This window comes from Acidovorax sp. GW823-FHT01C06 (genome assembly GCF_058798375.1).
Map to the genome: position 1 here is coordinate 168,753 of NZ_JBXAKN010000011.1, position 26,316 is coordinate 195,068.

The 26,316-nt window shown below is 69.0% G+C and carries 20 protein-coding genes; 8 read left to right on the plus strand and 12 right to left on the minus strand.

The window, feature by feature from the left end:
- Positions 1 to 129 precede the first annotated feature (129 nt).
- Positions 130 to 762, plus strand: coding sequence for a LysE family translocator (locus AC1RCS_RS20965; RefSeq protein WP_369641858.1), 633 nt, complete (start codon positions 130 to 132; stop codon positions 760 to 762).
- A 21-nt stretch (positions 763 to 783) separates the two neighbouring features.
- On the opposite strand, the gene AC1RCS_RS20970 is transcribed toward AC1RCS_RS20965, so the two are convergent.
- From AC1RCS_RS20970 to AC1RCS_RS21000, 7 genes are all read right to left on the minus strand, one after another.
- Positions 784 to 1,632 carry a LytR/AlgR family response regulator transcription factor gene (locus AC1RCS_RS20970; RefSeq protein WP_492245762.1) on the minus strand — a complete coding sequence of 283 codons (849 nt, stop codon included), beginning with the start codon at positions 1,630 to 1,632 and terminating at the stop codon, positions 784 to 786.
- Positions 1,629 to 2,699, minus strand: coding sequence for a sensor histidine kinase (locus AC1RCS_RS20975; RefSeq protein ID WP_492245761.1), 1,071 nt, complete (start codon positions 2,697 to 2,699; stop codon positions 1,629 to 1,631). Before AC1RCS_RS20975 ends, AC1RCS_RS20970 begins: the two co-directional genes overlap by 4 nt.
- 41 nt (positions 2,700 to 2,740) lie before the next feature.
- Positions 2,741 to 3,046: a 2TM domain-containing protein gene (locus AC1RCS_RS20980; RefSeq protein ID WP_492245760.1), complete on the minus strand. Its 306-nt coding sequence runs from the start codon at positions 3,044 to 3,046 to the stop codon at positions 2,741 to 2,743.
- A gap of 127 nt (positions 3,047 to 3,173) precedes the next feature.
- A complete protein-coding gene (locus AC1RCS_RS20985; RefSeq protein WP_492245759.1) occupies positions 3,174 to 4,247 on the minus strand; it encodes an alpha/beta hydrolase family protein in 1,074 nt (357 codons plus the stop codon).
- Between the two features lie 10 nt (positions 4,248 to 4,257).
- Positions 4,258 to 4,551, minus strand: a complete 294-nt coding sequence (locus AC1RCS_RS20990; protein WP_218293819.1) for a 2TM domain-containing protein — start codon at positions 4,549 to 4,551, stop codon at positions 4,258 to 4,260.
- Between the two features lie 67 nt (positions 4,552 to 4,618).
- Positions 4,619 to 5,191 carry a DUF6622 family protein gene (locus tag AC1RCS_RS20995; protein WP_492245758.1) on the minus strand — a complete coding sequence of 191 codons (573 nt, stop codon included), beginning with the start codon at positions 5,189 to 5,191 and terminating at the stop codon, positions 4,619 to 4,621.
- Between the two features lie 50 nt (positions 5,192 to 5,241).
- Positions 5,242 to 5,652: a DUF2306 domain-containing protein gene (locus AC1RCS_RS21000; RefSeq protein WP_492245757.1), complete on the minus strand. Its 411-nt coding sequence runs from the start codon at positions 5,650 to 5,652 to the stop codon at positions 5,242 to 5,244.
- Positions 5,653 to 6,001: 349 nt separating this feature from the next.
- On the opposite strand from AC1RCS_RS21000, the gene AC1RCS_RS21005 reads away from it, so the two are divergent.
- The 7 genes from AC1RCS_RS21005 (at position 6,002) to AC1RCS_RS21035 (ending at position 18,498) form a co-directional block, all read left to right on the plus strand.
- The gene (locus AC1RCS_RS21005) at positions 6,002 to 7,336 is read left to right on the plus strand and encodes an efflux RND transporter periplasmic adaptor subunit (protein ID WP_218293822.1); all 1,335 of its coding nucleotides are present in this window, start codon (positions 6,002 to 6,004) and stop codon (positions 7,334 to 7,336) included.
- 12 nt (positions 7,337 to 7,348) lie between these two features.
- Complete coding sequence (locus tag AC1RCS_RS21010) at positions 7,349 to 10,453, plus strand: efflux RND transporter permease subunit (protein ID WP_218293823.1); 3,105 nt, start codon at positions 7,349 to 7,351, stop codon at positions 10,451 to 10,453.
- Positions 10,450 to 13,632 (plus strand): efflux RND transporter permease subunit, encoded by a 3,183-nt coding sequence (locus AC1RCS_RS21015; protein ID WP_492245756.1) that lies wholly within the window; start codon positions 10,450 to 10,452, stop codon positions 13,630 to 13,632. Before AC1RCS_RS21010 ends, AC1RCS_RS21015 begins: the two co-directional genes overlap by 4 nt.
- 87 nt (positions 13,633 to 13,719) lie before the next feature.
- Positions 13,720 to 15,162 carry an efflux transporter outer membrane subunit gene (locus AC1RCS_RS21020; protein WP_492245831.1) on the plus strand — a complete coding sequence of 481 codons (1,443 nt, stop codon included), beginning with the start codon at positions 13,720 to 13,722 and terminating at the stop codon, positions 15,160 to 15,162.
- Between the two features lie 107 nt (positions 15,163 to 15,269).
- Positions 15,270 to 16,094, plus strand: coding sequence for an undecaprenyl-diphosphate phosphatase (locus AC1RCS_RS21025; protein ID WP_218293825.1), 825 nt, complete (start codon positions 15,270 to 15,272; stop codon positions 16,092 to 16,094).
- A 10-nt stretch (positions 16,095 to 16,104) separates the two neighbouring features.
- The gene (locus AC1RCS_RS21030; RefSeq protein WP_492245755.1) at positions 16,105 to 16,950 is read left to right on the plus strand and encodes a MipA/OmpV family protein; all 846 of its coding nucleotides are present in this window, start codon (positions 16,105 to 16,107) and stop codon (positions 16,948 to 16,950) included.
- Positions 16,951 to 17,166: 216 nt separating this feature from the next.
- Positions 17,167 to 18,498 carry a diguanylate cyclase domain-containing protein gene (locus AC1RCS_RS21035; protein WP_218293826.1) on the plus strand — a complete coding sequence of 444 codons (1,332 nt, stop codon included), beginning with the start codon at positions 17,167 to 17,169 and terminating at the stop codon, positions 18,496 to 18,498.
- A 57-nt stretch (positions 18,499 to 18,555) separates the two neighbouring features.
- Here the strand turns inward: AC1RCS_RS21035 and AC1RCS_RS21040 are convergent, their stop codons facing one another.
- The 5 genes from AC1RCS_RS21040 to AC1RCS_RS21060 form a co-directional block, all read right to left on the minus strand.
- Positions 18,556 to 20,043 carry an FAD-binding oxidoreductase gene (locus tag AC1RCS_RS21040; protein ID WP_218293827.1) on the minus strand — a complete coding sequence of 496 codons (1,488 nt, stop codon included), beginning with the start codon at positions 20,041 to 20,043 and terminating at the stop codon, positions 18,556 to 18,558.
- Between the two features lie 93 nt (positions 20,044 to 20,136).
- Positions 20,137 to 21,927, minus strand: coding sequence for a diguanylate cyclase (locus AC1RCS_RS21045; RefSeq protein WP_218341647.1), 1,791 nt, complete (start codon positions 21,925 to 21,927; stop codon positions 20,137 to 20,139).
- A gap of 268 nt (positions 21,928 to 22,195) precedes the next feature.
- On the minus strand, positions 22,196 to 23,953 hold the full coding sequence (locus AC1RCS_RS21050) for a diguanylate cyclase domain-containing protein (RefSeq protein WP_218341719.1): 1,758 nt from the start codon (positions 23,951 to 23,953) through the stop codon (positions 22,196 to 22,198).
- 44 nt (positions 23,954 to 23,997) lie between these two features.
- Positions 23,998 to 25,473 (minus strand): oxygenase MpaB family protein, encoded by a 1,476-nt coding sequence (locus AC1RCS_RS21055; protein ID WP_218341646.1) that lies wholly within the window; start codon positions 25,471 to 25,473, stop codon positions 23,998 to 24,000.
- Positions 25,470 to 26,291: a carotenoid biosynthesis protein gene (locus tag AC1RCS_RS21060; protein ID WP_492245754.1), complete on the minus strand. Its 822-nt coding sequence runs from the start codon at positions 26,289 to 26,291 to the stop codon at positions 25,470 to 25,472. Before AC1RCS_RS21060 ends, AC1RCS_RS21055 begins: the two co-directional genes overlap by 4 nt.
- Positions 26,292 to 26,316 lie beyond the last annotated feature (25 nt).

Genomic DNA, 26,316 nt, shown 5'->3' on the forward strand with positions numbered 1-26,316 from the left:
AGGAACGCAACGACGAGTGGCCTGGATGCAGTGGGCGGCCTTCCCTTCGGGTTGCGATGCCAGCAAAAATAGTGCTGACAGCCCTAAACTGGGCGACCCTGCCTGCCCATTTCTCTTGAAGGACACCCCATGGACGCGCTCCTCTTCGCCCCGGTGGCCGTGGCCATTGCGCTCACGCCCGGCCCCAACAACTTCTGCGGCCTCAACAACGGCATCCGCGCGGGCATCGGCGCGGCGCTGGTGGCCACGCTGGGGCGGGTGGCGGCGTTCGCCATCTTCCTGGCCATCTCGGCCGTGGGCCTGGGGGCGATGCTGCTGGCATCCGAGATGGCGTTCACGGTCGTCAAGTGGGTGGGCGCCTGCTACCTCTTCTGGCTGGGCTGGAAGGCATGGCGCAGCCGTGAGTTCAGCGGGCTGGAGGTGGTCGAGGGCGGCGACGTGAAATCCTCCGGAGCCCCGGTGCGGCTGAAGGCGCTCATCACCCAGGAGTTCCTGCTGGGCATCACCAACCCCAAGGCCATCATCCTGTTCGCGGCGATCTTCCCGCAGTTCATCGACCCGAGCCAGCCGGCCGTGCGCCAGTTCGTGGTGCTGGGCGCCGTGTATCTGGCGGCGGAGTTCGTCTCCACGGCCGTGTATGCCGCCGGCGGGCGCCAGATCCGCCGCTTCATCCGCACTTCGCGCGGCGTGGTCCGGCTGAACAAGGCCACGGGCGGTTTCTTCATGGGGGCGGGCGGCCTGCTGCTGGCCACCAATCGCTGACACCGGGGCGCGGGGGCGCCGCTACATCGCCTTGAACAGGTGGGCGTAGAGGCGGCTCACGGGCAGCTTCTCGGGTCGTCCGGCCAGCTCCAGGTGCAGCTTGCCCGCCTCGTCGCGGGTCACGGTGGTGATGCAACTGGCGCGCACCAGCGTGCTGCGGTGGATCTGCCAGAACACCTGGGTGTCGAGCTGGCCGATCAGGTCCTTGAGCGGGGTGCGGATCAGGTACTCACGCGCTGCGGTCAGCACCCGCACGTACTTGTCGGCCGCCTCGAAATACAGCACGTCGGCCACCGGCACCATGTGGATCTGGCTGCCGTTGCTGGCCTGGATGAGCGTGAGCGGCGTGCCCGTCGCCGGTGCAGCGGGCGCAGCTGCGGCAACGGGGGCCGCCACCCCCGGCGCCACCAGCAAATGCCGCAGTTGCGCCATGGTTGCTTCAAAATCCATAGCGGCTGGCGCTTTGCTGGCAAGCGCCAGCTGCAGTTTTTGCACCGTTTTTTGCAGCCGCGCGGCCTGCACGGGCTTGAGCAGGTAGTCCACCGCCTGCGCTTCGAACGCCTGCACGGCGTACTGGTCGTAGGCGGTCACGAACACCAGCGCGGGAAAGGGGCGGCCCGAGGGTCCGTCGGCGGGCCAAGCATCGGCGAGTTCCACGGCGGCATCCAGGCCGCTCTGGCCGGGCATGCGGATGTCGAAGAACAGCACGTCCGGCTGCAGCGCCAGGGCCTGGCGCACGGCGGACAGACCGTCGCCCACGGTGGCCACGACCTGCAGCCCGGGCCAGGACCGGGCCAGCTCTTGCTGCAGCGCGGCGGCGAGCAGGGGTTCGTCTTCAGCAATCAGGGCGCGCACGGCAGGCTGGGTCATGGGGTGGTGGTCGACGGGCTCGATTTCAAGGGAAAAGTGACCGTAGCGCTTGTCCCGCCAGCGCTGCCAGCTATCAATTTCAGAGTGCCCGCCGTTCCGTGCAGTGTGGCCAGCCGCTCGCGGGCCTGGGCCAGGCCAAAGCTCTGCCCCGGCCCCGGGGTGGGCAGGGTGTCGGGCAGGCCCGCGCCGGTGTCGGTCACATCCAGCACCAATAGCGCCCCGCTGTCACTCTGCCGCGTGCTGGCACGCACGGTGATGTGCCCGCCCTCGACCTGCGGCTCCAACCCGTGGCGGATGGCGTTTTCCACCAGGGGCTGCAGCAGCAGCGGCGGCACGGGCACATCGCGCAGCGCGTCGGGCAGGTCCAGCGTGTAGGCCAGGCGCGGGCCCATGCGCACCGCCATCAGCTCCAGGTAGTCACGCAGGCGCTCGAACTCGTTCTCCAGCCGGTGTTGGGTGCTGCGCGAGGCGCTGAGCGTGGCGCGCAGGTAGCCGATCATGCGGTCCAGCATCTCCTGCGCGCGGGCCGGGTCGGTGCCGATCAGCATGCGCAGATTGGCCAGGGTGTTGAACAGCATGTGGGGTTCGAGCTGCGTTTCCAGCAGCTTGAGCTGCGCTTCGCTCGCCTGGCTGCGCACCTCGTTGACCTTGGCCAGCAGCCAGGCGCTTTTGCTCTTGGTGTAGAAGTAGTAGGTGCCCAGGAACCCCGCCACCACGGTGATGCCGATGGAGATGCGCAACTGCGCACGGCCACCCTGGTCCCACGACGAGCTGCCGCACCACCAGTCGCCCAGCAGCGTGCCGCCCAGGTAGCCCAGCACGATGCTGGCAAACGGCAGAAGAAACCCGGACAGGCCCGTGGGCCAGCCCGTCTCCTTGCTGGACGGAAACAGGTGCCGGCCGAAGTCGATCAGCGCCCAGGTCAGCGAGCCGATGGCCAGCGAGTAGCGGGCCGGGATGTCGTAAGCCTTCTCGGGCTGGAAGGCGTACTGCAGGGCCGCGATGGCCAGGCAGAAGGCCAGCACCTGCAGCAGGTGCTGCAACTTCTCGATCCAGTCGATTTTCATGGCGGCGCGGGCGTGGTGGTCGAAGGCGCAGGCCGTGGGGCCTAGCGCTGGTTGCGCTGTTGCTGGTCGCGCAAAAGCCGCTCGCGCTCCTTTTGCACCATGCGCTCGCGCAGGCCGCTGCCGGTGCCCAGCACGAACACCGAGATGCCGTGCAGCGCCAGCCCCAGGCCCCAGCCCAGCAGCGGGAACACCGACCACGGCCGGTTGCCGAAGCCGTAGCGCGACAGGCTGAACAGCACCAGGTTGACCACGACGAAGGCGGCGGCGTGCACATACCAGCCCAGCTTGGCGCCAGCGCGCCGGCGGGCCAGTTGTTCGATGTCGTCGGGGGTCATGGGTTGGGGCATGGTGAGGGGTCGATTCTAGGCGGGCGCCGCGCGGGCTCAGCCCTGGCAGGCGTGGGCGATGGTGCGCACGGCCAGCGCGTTCAGCGTGAGGCCGATGTGGTTCACGCCGGTGTGCCGCGTCATGCGGTCACGGAGCGCCACGGCGCGGCAGCGGCAGCAGGTGCTGCTCGAAGTAGCGCACGATCCGCAGGTCGACAGCGCGCATCTGGCTGCGGTCGAAGCCCGGCGGGTCGCCCAGCAGCCGCGCCGCCAGCGCGGACATCCGGTCCCGGGGCGGCGGTGGCGAGAGCAGCGCGCCGTGGCCGGCGTCGGGCAGGGCGGCCAGCACGGTGCAGCGGTCGGCACAGGCCTGGAGCACACGGTCGCTGTGAAAGCGGGGCACCAGCCACAGGTCCTGCCCGGAGGTGATCAGCGCCAGGGGCACGCGCGGCCTGGCCAGTGACTCCATGTCGAAATCCGCCGCGGCCGGCACCCCCGCCACCACGGCCGCGATGCGCGGTTCGCCATGGGCCTGCCAGGCGGCGTCGTCAAAACGCTGGCGGATGACGCCCAGCGCCACGGCCTTCTTCACGCCGTCAAGGAGGTTGCCCTTGAGTTCGGTGGCAAGCCCCACGCAGGTCGCGAAGTCGTCCGCGATGTGGGCTTCGCAGTGCTGCCGGAACAAGGCGGGCGACCAGCGTCCGCCAGCCAGGCTGAGGGCGGTGTGGCCGCCGGCGGACATGCCGTACATGCCCACCCGGTCCAGCGACAGCAGGGGCGCCAGGGCCGCGTCCTTGGCGATGGCGTCGATGGCGCGCGAGACCTCGGCCGGGCGCCGCTTCCAGCTCTCGGGGCCGGGGGTCGACGGGTCTTTCGCGTTGTCGCCGGCGTGTTCGGGCAGGGCCACCACGAAGCCCGCGCCCACCAGGGCGCGCGCCAGGTCCGAGTGCACCCACGGGTTGCCGCCGGAGCCGTGCGACACCACGACCAGCCGGCCGTTGCCCGCCACCGGAGCGCCTTGCCAGGCGGCCTGGAGGCTGAAGGGGCCGCGCTGCAGTGCCTCGTCGGGTGCGCTGCTGGGGTAGTACACGGTGACGGGGCCGTCGCCCTGCATGCCCGGAATCTCCATGAGGCCCGTACCCGCCTGCGCCAGGCTGGCGCACACGGCGAGCAGGCCCGCCAGGATCAGGGAAACGTGGTGGTGGATGTGCAGCTGTTTCATGGAGCCTCGCTCAGGATGGGTTGTGGTTCTGGGCAATGCGGTCGCGCTCGGCCTGCACCATGCGCTCGTGCAGGCCGGACCCACCAGCCAGCAGAAACACCACGATGCCGTGCACGGCCAGGCCGATGCCCCAGCCCAGCGCGGGGTAGACGGCCCAGTGGCGGCCGCTGCTGGCGGACAGCGTGACGAGCAGCAGGTTGACCAGAAGATAGACGCTGGCGTGCATGTACCAGCCCAGCTTGGCGCCGGCGCGTTTGCGGGCCAGGCGTTCGATGGGGTCGTTGAAGGTCGGTTCTTGGCGCATGGCGGGTTCTCCTAAACAGTCAGGCAAGGAAGGGAAGGGGAGGGCAGGCAACGGGCATGGCCGGGGCTCAGGTGCCCACCGGCGAAGCGCCGAAGACCGCGCTGTGCTGCGCCAGGCGCCACAGACGCAGTGCCCGGGCGGCAAACAGGCCGTTGAACACGCCGTAGAGGGCGGAGATCTGCAGGGCGAACGCGCCGTCCCGGGCCAGGGACGGCTGTAGGGCCAGCTCGGCGCCCACGAAGTACTTGGTCAGGAAGATGCCGATGATCAGCGCCAGCGGCATCGCGCTGCCCGGAACGTGGAAGCTGCGCGAGGAGGCCGCGTAGAGCGTGCCGGCCGGCGCGGTGGGCTGGAACCACAGGGCCAGCGCGCCGATCAGCACCGCGGCCACGAGCCAGGCGCCGACCGCCTGCGCCGCCGTCTGGCCCGCGCCGCCAAACGCCGACACGACGCCCGCCACGGAGAAGATGGCCATGCCTACGGGCATGAGCAGGGTCCGGCGCCGGCTGGCGGTGCGGTCGCACAGCTGGCTGGCCCCCAGCCCCACGAGGGCGGCCAGCAGGCCCCAGACCCAGTAGGGAGTGTGCGTGACGATCTGGATCAGTGCCTGGGGCTGGTGAACAATCACATTGAGCAGCATGGTGTGGTTCCTTGGTGTGGAGGGGATGTGGGGGCTGGAAAGGGGCGGGGTCAGAGCAGGCCCAGCTGGCTCCAGAGCGAGTGCCCCAGAAAACGCCCGGGCAACAGGGTGAAGCCGCCTGCGACGATGCAGGCGCCGATGTAGATGCGCTGCATGACCACGCGGTGGCCGGCGATGTTGCGCCGGGCCAGGTAGATGAAGGACAGCACCAGCATCCCCAGCGTCACCGGGATCAGCAGGTGGATGAGCCCGAAGCTCCCCCAGCGGGGACCATTGCCGCCGCTGATGAAGATGGCGGAGACCGCGGTGGCCACCATGAGGGTGACCCAGGCATATCCGGCGGCGCGGTGCAGGCGGGGGCGCTGGGTGGCGCCCTTGCGCGCCCACAGGGCGAGGGGGCCGATGGCCGTGGCGGCGAGGGCGGCGGCGAGGTGGATGGCGATGACGGGGGTGAGTTGCATGGGGTGCTCCTGGCGCGTTCGATGGAGCGGACTGTGCCGCCGCCCGCCCGGGGCCGCCAGCGCCTTGCGACGAAACGCGGCCTGGCTGCCGCGAAATGCAGGATGGCGGTGCGGCCTGCAGGGCCTTGGGCCCCCGATTTCATGCAAACTCCGGGGAATGTGGGGACGCCGCCCGCCCGGAACGGAAGGTGCCCTGGCGCCCGGCCTCCCAGGTTTACTTTTCTTCGCACAGCGTTCAAGGCAAAGCTTGAATTGACTCTCTACGATCAGGCATGGCGCGATCCCCGCCGCCGCCTGTTGCCATTCCCCCAGTCCGGCCCGCAGCCCAAGAACACGAATCAGGACCGCCATGAACCCGCAAGACGTCAACGCGCCCCCGCCATCGGCCATTCCGCCCGCCCCCGCGGCCCCACCGCCCCGGCGCTCGCGATGGGTGGGCAGCCTGCTGGCCCTGGTGCTGGTGGGCCTCGTCGGCGGGGCTGCCTGGTACCTCGTCCAGCGTTCCGGCGGCGAGCAGGGCGCCGGGCCCGGCCGGGGCATGCCCGGGGGCGGGCGCCCCATGGTCACCGTGGGCGACGCGGTGGCGCGCAGGGCGGAGCTGCCCGTGGTCATCGACGCGCTGGGCACCGTGATCCCCGCCACCACCGTCACGCTGCGGCCCCAGGTGTCGGGCATGCTCACGCAGGTGCTCTTCACCGAGGGCCAGATGGTCAAGAAGGGGCAGGTGCTGGCGCAGATCGACCCCAGGCCCTTCGAGCAGGCGCTGATGCAGGCCCAGGGCACCCGGCAGCGGGACGAGGCCCAGCTGGAGAATGCGCGCCTCACGCTGGAGCGCTACCGCACCCTGCTGTCGCAGGACTCCATCGCCCGCCAGGACGTGGACACGCAGGCCGCGCTGGTCAAGCAGCTTGAAGGCACGGTGATGACCGACAAGGCCCAGGAAGGCACGGCGCGCCTGAACCTGGACTACACGCGCATCACCTCGCCCGCCACGGGCCGCATCGGGCTGCGCACGGTGGATGCGGGCAACTATGTGACATCGGGCGATGCGACGGGCATCGCCACCATCACCCAGGTGGCCCCGATCGACGTGCAGTTCTCGGTCCCGCAGGACCGCGTGGGCGATGTCCGGGCGGCGCAGGGCGCGGCGCCCACGCTGGCCGTGACGGCGCTGGACCGCACGCGCAAGGCCGAACTCGACAAGGGCCTTTTTTCCACGCTGGACAACCAGGTGGACACCACCACAGGTACCGTCAAGGCCAAGGCGCGCTTCGAGAACGCGGCGGGGGCGCTGTTTCCCAACCAGTTCGTGAACGTGCAGCTGCTGCTGCGCAACGTGCCCGCGGTGGTGGTCCCGGTGACGGCCGTGCGCACGGGCGCCAATGGCGACTATGTCTATGTCATCAACGAAGACCGCACCGTGTCCCTGCGCAAGGTCAAGCGCGGCCAGGCGACCGTGGGGCTCATGGCCATCGCCGAAGGGCTCCGGGAGGGCGAACGCGTGGTGACCGAGGGCGGGGACCGCCTGCAGGACGGCATGGCCGTGCAGCTGCCCGGTGCCCCGGCGGCTGCGCGCGGCCCCCGCCCGGGCGCCAGCGGGCCCCGATCGGGAGCGAGCGGGCCGCGTGGCGGTGCCTCCGGTGAAGGCCAGCAGCGCCGCCAGCGCCCCGCGCAGAACCCCTGAGCCGCCACCAGCATGAGTCCTTCACGTCCCTTCATCGAAAGGCCCGTGGCCACCGCGCTCCTGATGGTGGCCATCGTGCTCGCCGGGCTGCTGGGTTTCCGCTTCCTGCCGCTGTCCGCCCTGCCCGAGGTGGACTACCCCACCATCCAGGTCCAGACGCTGTACCCGGGCGCAAGTCCCGAAGTGATGAGCCGCACCGTGAGCGCGCCGCTGGAGCGGCAGTTCGGCCAGATGCCGGGGCTGGAGCGCATGGCCTCGACCAGCGCCTCGGGCGTGTCCATCATCACCCTGCAGTTCGGCCTGGGTCTGGCGCTGGACGTGGCCGAGCAGGAGGTGCAGGCGGCCATCAACGCCGGCAACTCGCTGCTGCCCGCCGACTTGCCCGCGCCGCCGGTGTATGCCAAGGTGAACCCCGCCGATGCGCCGGTGCTCACGCTGGCCATCAGCTCGGACACGCTGCCGCTGACCGAGGTGCAGAACCTGGTCAACACCCGCCTGGCGCAGAAGATCAGCCAGGTCAGTGGCGTGGGGCTGGTGTCGCTGGCGGGCGGGCAGCGCCCCGCGGTGCGCATCCAGGCCGACAGCAAGGCGCTGGCGTCTTACGGCATTGGCCTCGATACCCTGCGCACGGCCATCACCTCGGCCAATGCCAACAGCGCCAAGGGCAGTTTTGACGGGCCGCAGCGCTCCTACACCATCAACGCCAACGACCAGCTGCTGACGGTGGACGACTACAAGAACCTCATCGTGTCCTGGCGCAACGGCGCGCCGGTGCGCATGCTGGAGGTGGCGCGCGTGGTCGACAGCGCCGAGAACAACCGCCTGGGCGCTTGGGCCAACGAGACCCCGGCCATCATCCTGAACGTGCAGCGCCAGCCGGGCGCCAACGTGATCGCCACGGTGGACAACATCAAGAAGCTGCTGCCCGAGCTGCAGGCGGGCCTGCCCGCGTCGCTCAAGGTCCAGGTGCTGTCCGACCGCACCACGGGCATCCGCGCCTCGGTGCACCATGTGGAGATGGAGCTGGTCCTGGCCGTGCTCATGGTCGTGCTGGTGATCTTCTTCTTCCTGCACAGCCTGCGGGCCACGGTCATCGCCAGCCTGGCCGTGCCCATCTCGCTCATCGGCACCTGCGGGGTGATGTACCTGCTGGGCTACAGCCTCAACAACCTGAGCCTGATGGCGCTGACCATCGCCACCGGCTTCGTGGTGGACGATGCCATCGTGATGATCGAGAACATCGCGCGCTACCTGGAGGAGGGCGAGCCGCCGTTCCAGGCCGCGCTCAAGGGCGCCACGCAGATCGGCTTCACCATCATCTCGCTGACCGTGTCGCTGATCGCGGTGCTCATCCCGCTGCTGTTCATGAGCGATGTGGTCGGCCGCCTGTTCCGCGAATTCGCGGTCACGCTCGCCATCACCATCCTCATCTCCGGCATCGTGTCGCTCACGCTGGTGCCCATGATGGCCGCGCGCTGGCTGCGTGCCGAACCCGTGGGCGGCCCCCGGGGGATGGCGGGGCGCATCAACCGGGGGTTCGAGCGGGTGATCGCGGGCTACGACCGCTGGCTGCAGTGGGTGCTGCGCCACCAGGGCGTGACCCTGGCGGTGGCGGTGCTCACGCTGGCGCTCACGGCCCTGCTGTATGTGGTGATTCCGAAGGGCCTGTTTCCCACGCAGGACACCGGCCAGCTGCAGGCGCGCATCGAGGCCTCGCAGGACGTTTCGTACGACCGCATGAGCGAACTCCAGCAGGCGGCCGTGCGCGCCATCCTGCAGGACCCGGACGTGTTGTCGCTCAGCTCTTTCGTGGGCGTGGATGCCGCCAACAACACCATGCTCAACGCCGGGCGCATGCTGATCAACCTCCAGCCCCGGCGCGACGCGCAGGAGGCGATCATGCTGCGGCTGCGCGAGCGGGTTCAGGCGGTGGCGGGGGTCACGCTGTACCTGCAGCCCACGCAGGACCTGACGATCGACGCGGAGACGGGGCCGACCGAGTACCGCGTATCCATCGGCGGCGTGGATTCCGCGCAGGTCAACGACTGGACGCGCAAGCTGGTCGAGCGGCTGCAGAGCGAACCCAAGGTGCGCAACGCCACCACCGATGCGGGCGCGCAGGGCCTGTCGGCCTATGTGGACATCGACCGCAACACGGCGTCGCGCCTGTCGGTCACGGCCAGCACCGTGGACGACACGCTGTACAGCGCGTTTGGCCAGCGCATCGTGTCCACGATCTTCACCGAGACCAACCAGTACCGGGTGATCCTGGAGGCGCAGCAGGAGCAGCTCAATACGCCCGAGGCGCTTGGCACGCTGCAGCTGCGCACCGGCTCCGGCACCCCGACCCCGCTGGCGGCCGTGGCCACCATCCGGGAACAGCTGGCTCCGCTGCAGGTGACGCGCGTGGCCCAGTACCCGGCCGCGACGCTGGGGTTTGACAAGGCCGAAGGCGTGTCCCTGGGCAGCGCGGTGGACGCGATCCGCGCCGCGGCCAAGGAAATCGGTGTGCCGCCGGGGCTGTCGATGGAGTTCCTGGGTGCCGCGGGGGCCTACGAAAAGTCGCTCTCCAGCCAGCTGTGGCTGATCCTGGCGGCGATGGTGTGCGTCTACATCGTGCTGGGCGTGCTCTACGAAAGCTACATCCACCCCGTGACGATCCTCTCCACGCTGCCATCTGCCGGGGTGGGGGCGCTGCTGGCGCTCATGGTGTCGGGCAACGACCTGGGCGTGATCGGCATCATCGGGATCATCCTGCTGATCGGCATCGTCAAGAAGAACGCGATCATGATGATCGACTTCGCCATCGACGCGGAACGCCATCAGAACATGCCGCCGCAGCAGGCCATCCACCAGGCCGCGCTGCTGCGCTTTCGGCCCATTCTCATGACGACCCTGGCGGCGCTGTTCGCGGCGCTGCCGCTGATGCTGGGCTGGGGCGAGGGCGCCGAACTGCGCCGCCCGCTCGGGCTCGCGATTTTCGGGGGGCTCATCCTGAGCCAGATGCTCACGCTGTTCACCACGCCGGTGATCTACCTGGCGTTTGACCGGCTGGGCCGCCGATGGACGGGCAGGGGCACGGCGGCGGCGCCCTTGCAGGCAGGAGAGGCGCCATGAACCTGTCGCGCCCCTTTGTCGAGCGGCCGGTCGCGACCGTGCTGCTCACCATCGGCATGGCGCTGGCGGGGATCGCGGCTTTTTTCGTGCTGCCGGTCTCGCCTTTGCCGCAGGTGGACTATCCCGCCATTTCGGTATCGGCCAGCCTGGCGGGGGCCAGCCCCGAGACCATGGCCACCAGCGTGGCCACGCCGCTGGAGCGGCGGCTGGGGGTGATCGCGGGGGTCAATGAAATGACCTCGTCCAGTTCCAATGGCTCGGCGCGGGTCAGCCTGCAGTTCGACCTGAACCGCGATATCGACGCGGCGGCGCGGGAGGTGCAGGCCGCCATCAACGCCGCCCGCGCCGACCTGCCCGCCACGCTGCGCAGCAACCCCACCTACAGAAAGCGCAACTCGGCGGCGTCGCCCGTCATCATCCTCGCGCTGACGTCCAAGACCCGCACGCCGGGCGAGATCTACGATGCCGTCTCCAACGTGGTGAGCCAGCGCCTGTCGCAGGTGGAGGGTGTGGGCGAGGTGGAGATCGGTGGCGGCTCGCTGCCCGCCGTGCGGGTGGAGCTGCTGCCGTTCGCGCTCAACCGCTACGGCATCAGCACCGAGGATGTGCGCGCGGCGATCCAGGCATCGAACGCCAACCGCCCCAAGGGCGCCATCGAGGGCGATGGCCGCCGGCTGCAGATCTACACGCCGTCGCCCGCGCGCAAGGCCGCCGAGTACGAATCGCTGATCGTCGCCTGGCGCAACAACGCCGCCGTCCGGCTCGGGGATGTGGCGCGCGTGGTGGATGGCGTGGAGAACCTGCGCACCGTGGGGCTGTTCAATGGCGAGCCCGCCATCATCGTGCTGGTCACGCGCCAGCCCGGCGCCAACATCATCGAGACCGTGGATGCCGTGCGCGCCCTGCTGCCCGATCTGCAGGCGCAGTTGCCGCAGGACATCCAGGTGGCGGTGGCGTCTGACAGCACCAATTCCATCCGTTCGTCCCTGCACGAGATCGAGCTCACCCTGATGGTGTCCATCGCCCTCGTGGTGCTGGTGGTGGGCCTCTTTCTGCGCAAGGCGCGCGCCACCGTGATTCCGGCGGTCGCCACGGTGGTGTCCCTGCTGGGCACTTTCGGCGTCATGTATTTCCTGGGCTTCAGCCTGAACAACCTGAGCCTGATGGCGCTGACGGTGGCCACCGGCTTCGTGGTGGACGATGCCATCGTGGTGCTGGAAAACACCATGCGGCACATCGAGGCCGGCATGGGCCGCATGGAGGCCGCGCTGCGCGGCGCGCGCGAAGTGGGGTTCACCGTGCTCTCGATCAGCCTGTCGCTGGTGGCGGTGTTCATTCCGCTGCTGTTCATGGACGGGCAGGTGGGGCGGCTGTTCCGTGAGTTCGCGATCACGCTGTCGGCGGCGGTGATGATCTCGCTGGTGATCTCGCTCACCACCACGCCCATGATGTGCGCGTGGCTGCTGCGCGAGCATGATCCTGCCAGCGACAAGCCGCCGTCGCGTCTGGCGCGATGGGCCGAGCGCGGCTACCAGGGCGTGCTGCGCGGCTACGAGCACAGCCTGGACTGGGCGCTGGCCAGCAAGGCGCTGGTGGTTCTCATCCTGCTGGCGGTGATCGGGCTCAACGTGTACCTGTTCGCCAAGATTCCCAAGGGGTACTTCCCCGAGCAGGACAACGGACAGCTCAATGCGGGGCTGCGGGCCGACCAGAGCATCTCGTCCGACGCGCTGGCGCGCAAGCTGCGCGAGGCCGTGGAGATCATCCGCAAGGATCCAGCGGTCGATACCGTGGTGGGCTTCTCGGGGGGCAGCCGCGCTGGAGGCGGCTTCATGTTCGTGAATCTCAAGCCCCTGGCGCAGCGCACGGACAGCACGCCGGCCGTCATCGCGCGCCTGCGGCCGCAGCTCAACCAGATCACGGGGCTGCGCGTGTTCCTGAACCCGGTGCAGGACCTGCGGATGGGCGGGCGCTCCAGCAATTCCACCTACCAGTACACGCTCAAGAGCGACAACATGGCGGATCTCAAGCAATGGGCCGGCAAGCTGGCGGAGCGGCTCAAGGATGAACCGCTGCTCAAGGACGTGGACACGGACCAGGCGGAAAATGGCGTGGAGACCTATGTGGAGGTGGACCGCGCCAGTGCCTCGCGCCTGGGGGTGAGTTCATCGGCCGTCGACAACGCGCTGTACAACGCGTTCGGCCAGCGCTCCGTGGCCACGATCTATGGCGAACTCAACCAGTACGCCGTCATCATGGAGTGGGCGCCCGAATACACGCGCGGTCCGCCGGCGCTCAAGGACATCTACGTGGCGTCCAACCCGACCGGCGCCACGGGGACGGCGGCGAACCCGGGACAGCGCGGCGCGTCCACGGGGCAGGTGATCAGCACCACGCCCTCCACCATGGTGCCGCTCAGCGCCATCGCGCGCGTGGTGGAAAGGGCCTCGCCCACCTCCATCAGCCACCAGGACGGTGAACTGGCCACCACCATCTCGTTCAACATCGACCCCGGTACCACGCTGGGCCAGGCGCGCCAGGTGATCGAGCAGGCGGAGGCCGACATCGCCATGCCGACCAATGTGCGTGGCAGCTTCCAGGGCACGGCGCTGAGCGCGCAGCAATCCCAGGGGCAGCAGGCGTTCCTGATCATCACGGCCGTCGTGGTGATCTACATCGTGCTGGGCGTGCTGTATGAAAGCCTGATCCATCCGGTCACCGTGCTCACCACCCTGCCCTCGGCGGGGGTGGGGGCCGTGCTGGCCCTCCTGCTGTTCAACATGCAGTTCACCATCATCGCGCTCATCGGCGTGTTTCTTCTCATCGGGATCGTGAAGAAGAACGCCATCATGATCATCGACTTTGCCCTGGAGGCCGAGCGTGCCCGCGGCTTGACGGCGCTGGAGGCCGTGCGCGAGGCCTGTGTGCTGCGCTTTCGCCCCATCCTGATGACCACCATGGCCGCCGCGCTGGGCGCCTTGCCGCTGGCCATCGGCTTCGGCCAGGGGTCCGAGCTGCGCCAGCCCCTGGGCGTGGCGATCATCGGCGGGCTGATCGCCAGCCAGCTGCTGACCCTGCTCACCACCCCGGTGGTCTACGTGCTGCTCGACGAGCTGCGCACGCCCGCCCCCAACGAACAACACCTGAGCCGCGCCGGAGCCCCCGGCACGGCCACCTGATCGGTGCCCATGACACATTTCCATGCCCCGCTCACACCCGGCGCGCCCACGGCGCGCCGCGCCGCCCGCTACCCTGAGCCACGCCCCATGGCCCGCCCGGCCTCCCTGGCGCTGGTGGTGGCCATCGCGGCCCTGCTGTCCGCCTGCTCGGTCACGCCGCCTTACCAGCAACCCGACATGGCGGTGCCCACGTCGTTCAAGGAGGCGGGTGCCACCTGGGCCCCCGCGGCGCCTGCCGACGCGCTGGACCGTGGCCCCTGGTGGGAGCTGTTCCAGGATGCCGAGCTCAACCGCCTGGCCGAGCAGGTGCAGCTGTCCAACCAGAACATCGCCGCCGCCGTGGCGGCCTACGCGCAGGCGCAGGCCGTGGTGCGGCAGCAGCGCGCGGGCCTGCTGCCGTCCGTGAGCCTCTCGGGCGGCGCCACGCGCACGGGCGGCGAGGGCGCCACGCGCTCGGGCCTGTCCACCCAGGCATCGCTGGGGGTGGACTGGGCGCCGGACCTCTGGGGACGCCTGCAAAGCGGCGTGAACAGCGCCCAGGCCAGCGCGCAGGCGAGCGAGGCGGACCTGGCCTCCGCGCGCCTGTCGGCCGTGGGCACGCTGGCCTCGGCCTACTTCCAGCTGCGCGAGGCGGATGCGGAGGTCGAGCTGCTGCAGGCCACGGTGGAGGGCTATGAGCGCAGCCTGCAGATCGCCCGCAACCGCTACGGCGCGGGCGTGGTGGCCCAGACCGATGTGCTGCAGGCACAGACCCAGCTGGCCAATGCGCGCGCCGACCTGGCCACCGTGCGGCAAAACCGCGCGCGCTTCGAGCATGCGCTGGCCGTGCTGACCGGGCGCGCCCCGGCCGATTTTTCGCTGCCGCGCGCGCAGTGGGTGGCGGCGGTGCCCGAGGTTCCGCTGGGCGTGCCCTCGACGCTGCTGCAGCGCCGGCCCGACATCGCGGCGGCCGAGCGCGCGGTGGCGGCCGCCAATGCGCAGATCGGCATCCAGCGCGCGGGCTACTTTCCGAACCTGAGCCTGGGCGCGTCGGTGGGCAGCGGGGGCAGCAGCGTGGCCGACCTGTTCAAGGCGTCCACGCTGGTGTGGTCGCTCGGGCTGTCGGTGGCGCAGACGATCTTCGATGCCGGGGCCACCGCGGCCCGGGTGGAAGAAGCCCAGGCCGCGCGCGAGGGCCGCGTGGCGGTCTACCGCCAGACGGTGCTGACGGCCTTCCAGACGGTGGAAGACCAGCTCACGGTGCTGCGCACGCTGCAGGAGCAGGAGCCCCTGCGCCGCGAGGCGGTGGCCGCGGCGGAGCGCACCGCGCAGCAACTGCTCAACCGCTACCGCGAAGGGCAGGTGAGCTACACGGAGGTCGTGACGGCCCAGGTCTCGGCACTCTCTGCGCAGCGCGCGCTGCTGCAGCTGCAGGTCAACCGCCAGCTCGCGGTGGTGACGCTGGTGCAGGCGCTGGGCGGCGGGTGGCAGGCACCGTGGCAGGTGCCGCAACAGACAACTGGGCAGACGCCCCCGCGGGCACGGTCCTGAGGGGTGCCAGGTCCCGCTGCGCATATACTCCTGTTTTGATAGCTGCTAGCGCTTGTCAGATAAGCGGTAGGGGCTGATTTGACTTAAAGTTTTCTCAAGGAGCGCGCGTGGACGTTGTATTGCTGGTCAAGGCCGCCATCATGGGCGTGGTCGAAGGCCTGACCGAGTTCCTGCCCATTTCCTCCACGGGGCACCTGATCCTGGCGGGCTCGCTGCTGGGTTTCGACGACGCCAAGGCCAAGGTGTTCGACATCGCCATCCAGACGGGCGCCATCTTCGCCGTCATCCTGGTGTACTGGCAGAAGATCCGCGAGACGCTCGTGGCCCTGCCCACCGAGCGCCAGGCGCAGCGGTTCGCGCTCAACGTGCTGATCGGCTTCCTGCCGGCCGTGGTGCTGGGCCTGCTGCTTGGCAAGATGATCAAGGCGCACCTCTTCACGCCGGTCGTGGTGGCCAGCACCTTCATCGTCGGCGGCTTCATCATCCTGTGGGCCGAGCGCCGCCCGCCGTCCGCCACGCGCATCCAGACGGTGGATGAGATGACGCCGCTCGATGCGCTCAAGGTCGGCCTGGTGCAGTGCCTGGCCATGGTGCCGGGCACCAGCCGCAGCGGCGCCACCATCATCGGCGGGATGCTGCTGGGCCTGTCGCGCAAGGCGGCCACGGACTTCTCGTTCTTCCTGGCCATCCCCACGCTGATCGGTGCCGGGGTGTACAGCCTGTACAAGGAGCGCGCGCTGCTGTCGGTGGCCGACATTCCGATGTTCGCGACCGGGCTGGTGTTCTCGTTCGTCAGCGCCTGGCTCTGCGTGCGCTGGCTGCTGCGCTACATCAGCAGCCACAGCTTCGTGCCGTTTGCGTACTACCGCATCGTGTTCGGCATCGTCGTCCTGGCGACCGCATGGACGGGCTGGGTGCAATGGGCGGGCTGATAATCCGCGCATGAACCGTCCTGTTCCGTTTGCCTGTCTGTGGTCCTGTGCTGCGGCGCTGGCGTGCCTGGGCGCCACGCCGCTGGCGCGCGGCGCGCAATCGCGCGCTGCCGAGGGGCCGCCCGCCCCCCAGTTCAACTATGCGCTGGGCGCCATCATGGGCTCCAGCCCCGACTATGCGGGGGGCGATGGCCGCAAGAACAGCCTGCGGCCGGCATGGGCGATCGAGTACGGGCGCTTTCGGCTCAGCACATCGCGCGGGAGCGCCTTCATGGGCCACGGGCTCGGTCCACGCGAATCGGGCGCCAGTGCCACGCTGGCGCAGGGGGACCAATTTCACCTGGGCGCGTCGCTGCGCATCGACAAGGGGCGCGATGGATCGGATGCGCCCATCCTCGTGGGGCTGCCCTCGGTGCGCTCCACCTTGCGCGCGAGGGTGAGTGCCGGGTATGCGCTGACGCCGCGGTGGTCCGTGGGCGCGGGCTTCTCGCAGGACATTCTCGGGCGCGACGGGGGCGCGCAGATGTCCGCCAGCGTCGGGTATGCGTGGCCCGTCACCGCGCAGACCACGGTGACCTTCGGCGCGGGTGCCAGCTTGGGCGACCGCAGCTACCTGCGCGGCCATTTCGGCGTGCCGGCGGGCGGTGCCAGCCCCTTGCCGGCATTTGACCCCGGCGCCGGGCTGTACAGCGTGGATGCGGGCGTGGAGGTCATGTCCGCCATCAATCGCCACTGGGTCGTGCTGGGTGCCGCGCGCGTGTCGCAGCTCAAGGGCGACGCACGCCGCAGCCCGCTGACGGTGGAGCCCACGGGGTACTCCGTGACCGTGGGCCTGGCGTACCGCTGCTGCCGGTAGCGGCGTGGGCGGACCTGGCCGCCGGTGCGAAAGAACGCGGTGGGGGCGAGAGCACCCGCAGGCAGGCCGGGGACGGGTGCCCATCGAAAGTGATAAGCTGGGGTAGACACACTGTTACCTGTAGCAGGGCAATGCGAAACGCGTTCCGCCACGGCGGGGCCGGCGCGTGTTGCCTCATCTGTTGATGATCCTTTCCCCGCCGGGGGCTTTCGCCGCATGATGCAAGACGAGCCTGAGTTGCCGCCGCCCGCCTACGCCGCCCGCAAGGAGTCCTGGTCCAAAGCGGAATTGCTCGATCTGATCACCCGCAGCGCCGGGGCGACCATGGCTGTGGTGGACCGCAGCCTGACCATGATCTATGTCAACGATGAGTATGCCCGGTGGTTCGGCACCGTGCCCCACCACCTGATCGGAAAATCCCTGGTGGAGGTGTACGGCGAGATCGATTGCGCGCGCTTCATGCCCTTTGTCGAGCGCGTGCTGCAGGGCGAGCGCGTGCAGTACCAGCGCCTGCTGCGCACGCCCTATGGCTTTGACGAATGGCGCACCATCTGCCTGACGCCCTGGCACAACCCGCACGGCGTGATCGATGGCTTCATTACCACGGCGCTCGACGTCCATGAGCTGCAGGTCACCATGAACGCGCTGCGCGCCGCCAACCAGCGGCTTTCCTCGCACATGGAAAACAGCCCGCTCGCGGTGCTGGAGATGGACCACAACCTCAAGCTCCTGCATTGTTCGCAGCGTGCCGTGCAGCTCATGGGCTGGCTGCATGTGGCGGGGCTGGAGGGGCGGCTGCTGACGGAGCTCGTGGACCTGTCGTCCCAGGACGATGGGCTCGAGCATGCCCTGCAGCGCCTGCAGTCCGGGCAGGAGTCCCAGAACCGCGCGGAGACCTGCTTCACGCGGGAGGACGGGACCGAGGTGCATTGCGAGTGGTTCAACTCCGCGTTGACCGATGCCCAGGGCCAGGTCACCTCGATCATGGCGCTGGTGCAGGACGTCTCGGCCAAGATCCAGATCGCACGCCAGCAGCACTACCTGGCCAACCATGATTCGCTCACGGGCCTTTTCAACCGGGCGGCCTTTCAGAACCGGCTGGAGCAATCCCTGAGCCAGGCGCGGCGCAATGCGGGCTCCGTGGCGCTGCTGTTCATCGACCTGGACGGCTTCAAGGGCGTGAACGATTCCGAAGGCCATCGCGCCGGCGACGAGGTGCTGCGCATCGTCGCCCAGCGCATTGCCAGCACGGTGCGTGCGGGCGACACCCTGGCGCGCCTGGGCGGCGACGAATTCCTTGTCATGCTGGACCGGGACGTGACGCGCGATGTGACCGACACCATCGGCCAGCGCATCATTGACGCGCTGCACCAGGCCATGACCGTGGAAGGGCGGGATCTGTTCGTCGGCGCCAGCATCGGTGTCGCGGTGCACCCCCCGCTGGAGGGCGACATCGATGCCCTGATGAACCGGGCGGACCAGGCGATGTATTCCGCCAAGCGCGCGGGCAAGGGCCGGCTGCACTACGCGGACGCCGTCTGCCCTTGAGAGCCTGCCGGACCGGGGGCAGTGCCCTGGCCCCGGCGCCAGGGCCGCGCGGCTTGCTCAGCCGTTGGGCAGCCGGATGCTCTGCTGGAAGTGGAAGAAGTTCGAGGGGTCGTACCGCGCCTTGACCTGCTGAAGGCGCGGATAGGCCGGGCCCCAGTAGGCCGTGGGGAAGTCCTGCAGGCTCGCGTCCGGGTAGTTCTGGTACACATGCCCGTTCAGGAACGGCTTGACCAGGTTCATGAAGCCATCGAGCCAGGCTTCCATCTGGGTGCGCTCCTGAGCATTGGTCCAGAACACGTCCACCACCAGGTCTGCATCGACATGGCGGTGGATGAAGGCGCTGTCGGCCACCGGGTAGCGGTTGATGGCGCCGCCATAGGGCTCCAGGTATGCGAGCGACCAGGGATTGGGGGAGGTCTGGAAGTAGTCGATGATGCGCTGCCAGTCCGAGCGCGACAAAGGCGCGCTGATGTAGCCGCTGGCCTTGGTCTCCGCGACGCCGTCGGGCAGGTTGTCCGGCAAGGTGTAGGGATGGTCCTCGAGCCAGATGTTCATCTCGGGGTAGGTGCCCGTCTTGTCGACCAGCAGCTGCGCGCTCGGGATCGCCATCAGCCGTGCGATGGCCTGCATGCCCGCCTCGCGCGTGCCGCAGAACATGCCTTGCACCATATAGACCGGCACACCGTTCTGGTAGCCTAGATTCATCATGTAGCCCAGCGCATCGGGGGCCCCGGTTTTCATGTAGTGGGCCTGCATCGTCGTGAGCACGTCCGCCGCGTGCGCCGCATCCCAGCTGATGGCCCAGGCCCACACCTGGTCCAGCCTCAGCATGCGGTAGGTGACCTGCAGCAGCACCCCGAAGTTGCCGCCCGTGCCGCCCCGCAGGGCCCAGTAGAGATCGGGGTTCTCCTGCGCGCTGGCGGTGACGATGGTGCCGTCGGCCAGCGCCACCCGCAACGACTCCACGAGGTCGCTCTGGATGCCGAAGGCGCGCGACGTATAGCCGTAGCCGCCCCCCTGCACGAACCCGCCCACGCAGACGCTGCCGCATGCCCCGGTGGGCACATGCCAGCCGGTGTGGTTCATGGCGCCGTTGAAATGATCGAAATCCGTACCCGGCAGCACGTAGACGCGCTCCCGGGCGGGATCGAGCACCACGCCCTGCAGTTCGCTCAGGTCCACCACCATGCCGCTGTTGACGGAATAGCCCGCCGTGCTGTGCCCGCCACAGCGCACGGCCACCCAGACCTGATAGGTGCGCGCGACGGAAAGGCATTCGAGCACATCGTTCTCGCACGCGCAGTACACGATGATCTCGGGATAGGCCTGAAACGCGGGATTGGACTCCTGGCGGGCCGCGTTGTAGTCGGGGCTCGATGGCAGCACGATGCGGCCCACCAGCCTGGCCTCCAGCGCAGCGACCGCGTCCCAGGTGAGTGTCGCGCCGGGCGCGTTCTGGGCGGTGGCCTGCCGGGCGGCAAGCGACCGGAAGTGCGCGATGCGGGCGTCTTTGGCAACGCGGGCGGGACTTTTGCGATGGGCCATGGCGAACAATCCTTCGTGAAAACGCGAAGTCCCGTGTTTAACTGAAGCCAGGCTGTTTGACCAGTTCGGAATGGCCCGTGTTGCCGGCGGTGCTCAGGCGGAGGACAGTGCGAGGTCGCCGGTATTGCGCCGAAGGCAGAATTTGCCGCCCTGCTTGCCGCTGTACATGGCCGCATCCGCCAGCTTCAGAAGACCGATGGCATCGTTGCTGTCGTCCGGGGCAATGGCATAGCCGATGGTCAGGCCCACTTCCACCCGCACGTTGCCCAGCGAGAAGGGCGAGCGGAATGCGTCCAGTAGCTTGTGCCCCAGCTCCTGCGCCTGTTGTTCGCTGCCCAGGTGGCCCGTCATCACGACGAACTCATCACCCCCCAGGCGGGCCACCACGTCGCTCTGGCGCACGTGGCCCTGCAGGCGCCGGGTCACCGCGACGAGCAATTCGTCGCCCACGTCGTGGCCGTGCTGGTCGTTCACGGGCTTGAACCCATCCAGGTCCATCACGTACACGGCCAGCAGCTTGTCGGGCCCGCAGCGCGCCAGTGCGGATGCCAGCGCGATGTTCAGGCCGCGCCGGTTGGGCAGGCCGGTCAAGGGGTCCGTGTGCGCGAGGGAGCGCATGGCGTCGCGCTCGCGGTTGGCGTCCAGCGCCTCCAGGCGCAGTGCCTTGGTGCGCAGGCCCAGCACGCGCATGAAGAGCAGCATGTCCAGCGTCGCGCCGAACTCGAAGGAGTGCAGGGTCCAGAAGTTCACCGGCACCCAGCCACGGATCACGCCGATCACCGTGGCCGTGGCCGCGAAGTAGACCAGCCACGCCAGCAGCAGGCTGCTGCCCACGGGGTCGCCCTGGCGCGCGCGGCGCACGGCGCCCGGGATGCCCATGAGCGCGGGAACCAGGCCGAGGATACTCACGATGGCGGCAACGGCCGGCGTGCTCAGGATGTCCAGCGCATGGATGAAAGCCAGCAGCACGCACAGCAGGGCGCCACCGCGCATCGTGCGCAGCAGGAGGCTCTTGGGGCGGTGCCCCACGAGGGCCTGGCTGATGAAGAGAAACGATCCGCAGGTGGCCATCAGCGCGGACAGGCCCGCCGCGTGGACTTCGAACCAGAGGCTGTCCTGCCAGAGGTACTGCGTGCCCAGGCCGAAGAGATGCAGTGAGAACAGCAGGCTGCCCGTGAGCAGCAGCGCGTACTGGATGAACAGCACGTCCCGCAGATTGATCCATTGCGCCAGGCTGTAAACCAGCAGGCACAGTGCCAGGCCCGTCAGGATGCCCTGCAGCATCTGCTCGTTCATCGCGGCGCTGTGCCATGCGGTGGGTTTGTTCAGCGTGACCGGCAGCACCATGGCGCCCCGGGTTTCCACGCGCAGCAGCAGGTCGTAGTCGTGCCCGGGCTGCATGGCGAGGGCCAGGGCGTGGGTGCGGCTGCGCAGAGGTCTTTGTGAAAAAGGCTGCAGGCTGCCCAGCGTGGCCTGCTGGCTGACATGGCCGTCTGTGGTGAGATAGACCTCGACGCGGTTGAGAACCGGGTAGTCGATGTCGGCGATCCAGATGCCGTCGGAGGTGGGCGATACCGTCAGCGGGATGCGGATCCACATGGCGTCGGACCGCACGCCCAGTGTTCCGCTGGTTCCGGGCGGCGCGGAGAAATCCGGGGCGCGGGCCATCGCATCCTGCACCGACTGCAGCCGGGTGGGATCGGCCAGCACCGTGACCGCTGGCCAGACGTTGACCGAAGGCACGTCGTCGCGCAGAAGCAGCCGGTCCGTGGCGGCCTGGCAGCCCTCGCCCGCGTGCACGAGCAGCAGCAGGCATCCCAGCACCCATTGCCAGGCCGGGGCCGGCAGCCATTGCCACGGGAGCAGGGAAGGGACTGGGCGCATGGTGCTCGTCAATGCGCTGTGAGTATAGGAAGGCCCGCAACGCCTGGCACGCGGTATTTGCGCACGCCGGGGTCCCGCGCTTCCAGGGAGGATGTGATGCCCGCCCCGCCGGCCCCGCCCGTCCGGACGCTGTGGGCGCGCTGTCGGATGTTCGCCACAGCGGCCAGCGTGCCACTGCGCGAGCATGGATTCACGGCGGGCGCGTTGCCATCTGTGCTTGCCATGTTGCTCCCCGGCCTGCAGGGCGACAAGGGGCTGCGGTGCTCCATCATCCCGCCAGCGCCGGTGTGGTGGTGATGCGCCGCACCGAGTGCTTGCCGCCTTGTTTGCCCGCGTACATCGCGGCGTCTGCGTGCCGCATCAGGGCCTGCGGGTCATCACTGTCCAGGGGCGCCAGTGCGTACCCGATGGTCAGCCCCACCTGGATGTGCAGGTGGCTCAATGTGAAAGGCTGCTCGAAGGCCCGCAACAGCGAGCGGCCCAGATCTTCGGCCTGCTCGGGGGTCGCCAGGTCGCGGGCCATGATGATGAATTCATCGCCGCCGAGCCGGGCCACGAGGTCGGTCTGGTGCCGCACGTTGGCCTGCAGGCGCCGGCCCACGGCCACGAGCAAATCGTCGCCCACATCGTGGCCGTGCGCGTCGTTCACGGGCTTGAATCCATCCAGGTCCATGAGGTACAGCGCCACCAGCCGCTGCGGCGAACACTGGGCCAGCGCGGCCTCCAGGGCGTGCTGCAGGTCGCGCCGGTTGCTCAGTCCCGTGAGTGGATCGGTGTGGGCCAGCGAGTGCATCACGTCGCGCTCTCGCATGGCCTCCTGGGCCTGTGCCTTGGCGGCCTGGGCGCGCAGGCCCAGCACGCGAAAGAAGAGCAGCATGTCCGCCGTGGCGCCGAACTGGAACGAGTGCAGGGTCCAGAAGTTCGCGGGCACCCAGCCCTGGACCAGGCACACCATCACGGCGGCGGCCACGCCGAAGGCGATCCAGGCCACCAGCAGGGTGGCGCCGATGGGGTCTTTCTGCCGCACCCGCGCGACGGCGGCAGGCAGGCTGATGAGGGAAGGCAGGGTGCCCGCCAGGCTCATGAACGCGATGGCGATGGGCACGCTCAACCAGCCGAACACGACGGCTGCGCAGACCATGGCCGTGATTGCGGCGCCCGCCCGCATGGTGCGTGCGTACCGGCTGCCCTGCGTGTGGCCGGCCAGGGTGTGGCCCAGGAAGAGGAACGAGCCCGCGAGGGCCGCCAGCCCCGCCACCAGGCCCGAATACCGATCCATCCATGGATTGCCAGGCCACAGGTACTGCGGACCGATGCCGAAGAACTGCAGCGAAAAGCCCGCGCTGCCCAGCACCACCAGCGCATAGAAGCCGAACATGGGATCGCGCTGCGTGACCCACTGCATCAGGCTGTACATCAGCAGGCAGAGCGCCAGCCCGTTGAGCAGGCCCTGCAGCATCTGCTCGCCCAGGGCCTGGCGCATGTGAATGGGCATTTCGCTGACCGTGATGGGCAGGATCAGCGGACCGGTGGCCTGCACGCGTATCAACAGGTCGTAGGGCTGCCCGGCCCGCAGGTCGAACACCATCGCCGGCGTGCGGCTGGACCGCTGCGTCTGGTCAGACGGGCTTGTGCGGACCTGTTGAAGCACCTGGCCTCCGCTGGCCAGGTACATTTCGGCCTGCAGCGAGCTGTAGCCGATATTGACCACCCAGGGGGTGCGCGGCGCCTCGGGCGCAATGATGGGGATGTGCAGCCACATCGCTGCCTTGTGCACGCCCAGCGAGCCGCCGCGCCGCGCGGGCGCCTCGAATTCGTCCAGGCGGCCCAGCATGTCCTGCGCCGAGAGCTGGTACGTGGGGTCGGCCTTGAGCGTGATGGCCTCCCAGGCATTTACTTGCGGCCTCTCCTGCGTGAGCACCAGGGGCGTGCCCGCCTGCGCGCCCACGGGCAGGGCCAGGGGAGCGAGCAGCCACAGCAGGATGGATGCCCTGCGGCAATGCGCGCGCCAAAGCCGGGCCAGCATCAGGAGAACGCGGGGCAGCAGGTGCATCGGCGTGAGAACAACGGCTACGTGGCTTGCCGCGCCGGGCCCGCGCTGGCGGCCTTCGCCTTCCCGGCCAGGCCCAGGCTCCAGCTGCCATGGGTGGTCAGCCGGTCCTCGATGCGGTTGAGCCAGCGGGGGGCGTGGGGGTCATCGCTCCAGCTGTGCATCACTTCGTCCACCTGGTTGAGCAGCTCGGTGGGCAGTTGGAGGGGGCGGGTCTGGCTCATGAGCACCTTGCTCATGAAGTGGTAGCCCAGGATGCGGGTGAGGGCCCGCACGATGGAGAAGCGGGGGAGCACCATCCGCGCGGCCACGTCGATGGCCCGCGCCAGCAGCAGCACTCCCCAGAACAGCAGCGCCGACGGCCAGGGCACGGGCTGCGTCAGGCCCAGGTCGCTCGCCGTGTCACGCCCGCACAGGTAGCGGGTCATGAGCCGGGGAAAGGGCTTCACGATGGGCCAGGGCAGGGCGTTCTCCATGGTCTGCATCAGGGCCTGGCCCAGGGCGGGACGGGGGTCTGGCGTGACGGGTTCGGCGCGGCCGCGGGCCTGCATCCGCGCCATCAGGGCCTTGCCCTGGTCCATGGTGTCCACCATCAGGGCGCGGTCGATGCCCAGGATGTGGCCCACCACGTTCCAGGCATGCAGATAGGCTTCCTCGTCGGCCGCCCGCAAACCGATGCCCAGGCGGCGCAGGCTGCGCAGGAACACATAGCCAAACGTGAGCAGGGTGTAGGCCAGTTCTTCCTGGTTGCAGGGCAGGCCGTCACCTTGGAGGTTCCAGCCACGGGCATACAGCGTCTGGAACATGGCCTGGCGTCCGCCCTGGGTCTGCAGGGCCTGCGGCGCAATACGCCCGGCGCCGCCCGCCAGCAGGTCCCTGACGGCATTCTGGGGGCTGCCATGCAGGATCAGGTTGCGGATGGTGGCGTGGATCAGGCGTACCTTGAGCACCTGCGCCACACCGGCGCCGCGCTGGCTGAGGCCACCATGCATCATCACCGGAAAGATCATCGCGGCGGTGGAGCGGATGCGGTACTCCGCGTTCTGCTCCAGCTGGCCGGAGGTGTGCAGCACGCTCGACAGGTCGGGAATCACGTAGCACTCGGGCAGGCTGGCGCAGAACAGCAGGATGCATGACAGCGCCCCGTGTTCCATGAACAGCTTCTCGGCGCGCTCGATCTTGCGGGCATCGGCCCAGGGCGGCAGCACCTGGGCGGTCTGCACGTAGTGGTCCAGGGCTTTGGACATGGCCGCATCCACCCCCTCGCCCTGGGCGGTCCAGCCCACCAGGCTTGCATTGTCCGCCCACTGGCCGAACAGGCGGTTCACGGTGTCGATGCGCGACCATTGCGGTGCGTCCATCGCCACGTCCCCTTCGGGCCAGTCGCCCAGGATGTCGGCGATGGTCTGGTCGGCCAGCGGGTCGGCGTGGCGCTGCATGCCTGCAAGCTCCGAATCGGACAGCGGGGATGGTGAGAGGGTCTTGCCGTGGTTCATGCTGCGGTCTCCGTGGTTGCGCGCCAGCGCTGAAAGCCCGCCAGGGCGCACAGCAACGGGATGCCCATGGCGAACGGCGCGATCGAGCGGATCTCCACCGGATTGCCCAGGATCATCTGGAACACCATGCCCGATGCGTAGATGGCCAGTGGCACCAGCGCATGGCGGCGCAGGAAGGGGCTGGTCGGTCGAAGCGCGAGTTTGCGCACCGACATACGAAAGCCAAAGATGATCACGAAGGCCACGAACACCCAGCCAAAGAAGCCCTGCACCGTCTCGCCAAACCAGGCGCCGTCGGTCTTGGCCATGATCCAGGCTTTCAGGGTGTAGACCAGGTAGGGGTCGGCGCCCAGGTCGAACGCGGTGACGATCATCGCCGCCAGGAACGACAGCATCGCAGCGTGGCCCAGCCCCGGCGCGCCGTCCACCGGCGACTGCCAGACGATGAGGTTGCTGATCACGTAGCCCGCATACGTCAGCGCGAACCACATCATGGGAATGACGATGGGAACATCCACAAACCGCGCGCCCAGTACCTCGGTGTAGGTGTAGTGCCCGAAGAACCAGCCATGCGTGGTACCCATCTGCTCGGCGAACCAGCCCAAGGCCAGGGCGATCAGCACGAACTGCAGCGCGGGCCGGGCGCCCAGCAGGTGCGTGGCGCTGGCCCAGCAGCACGCGAACATGAGCACCGAGGCCGTGACGATGGCGATGGTGGTGTCGTTGTGGGTGCGCACCGCCGTGGCCACCAGGAAGGCGGCCAGCAGGGCAAAGCTCAGCGCCGGCAGGCGCGCGGCCAGTGGGGTCCGTGCAGGCATGGGTGTATCACGCTGTAACAAACCT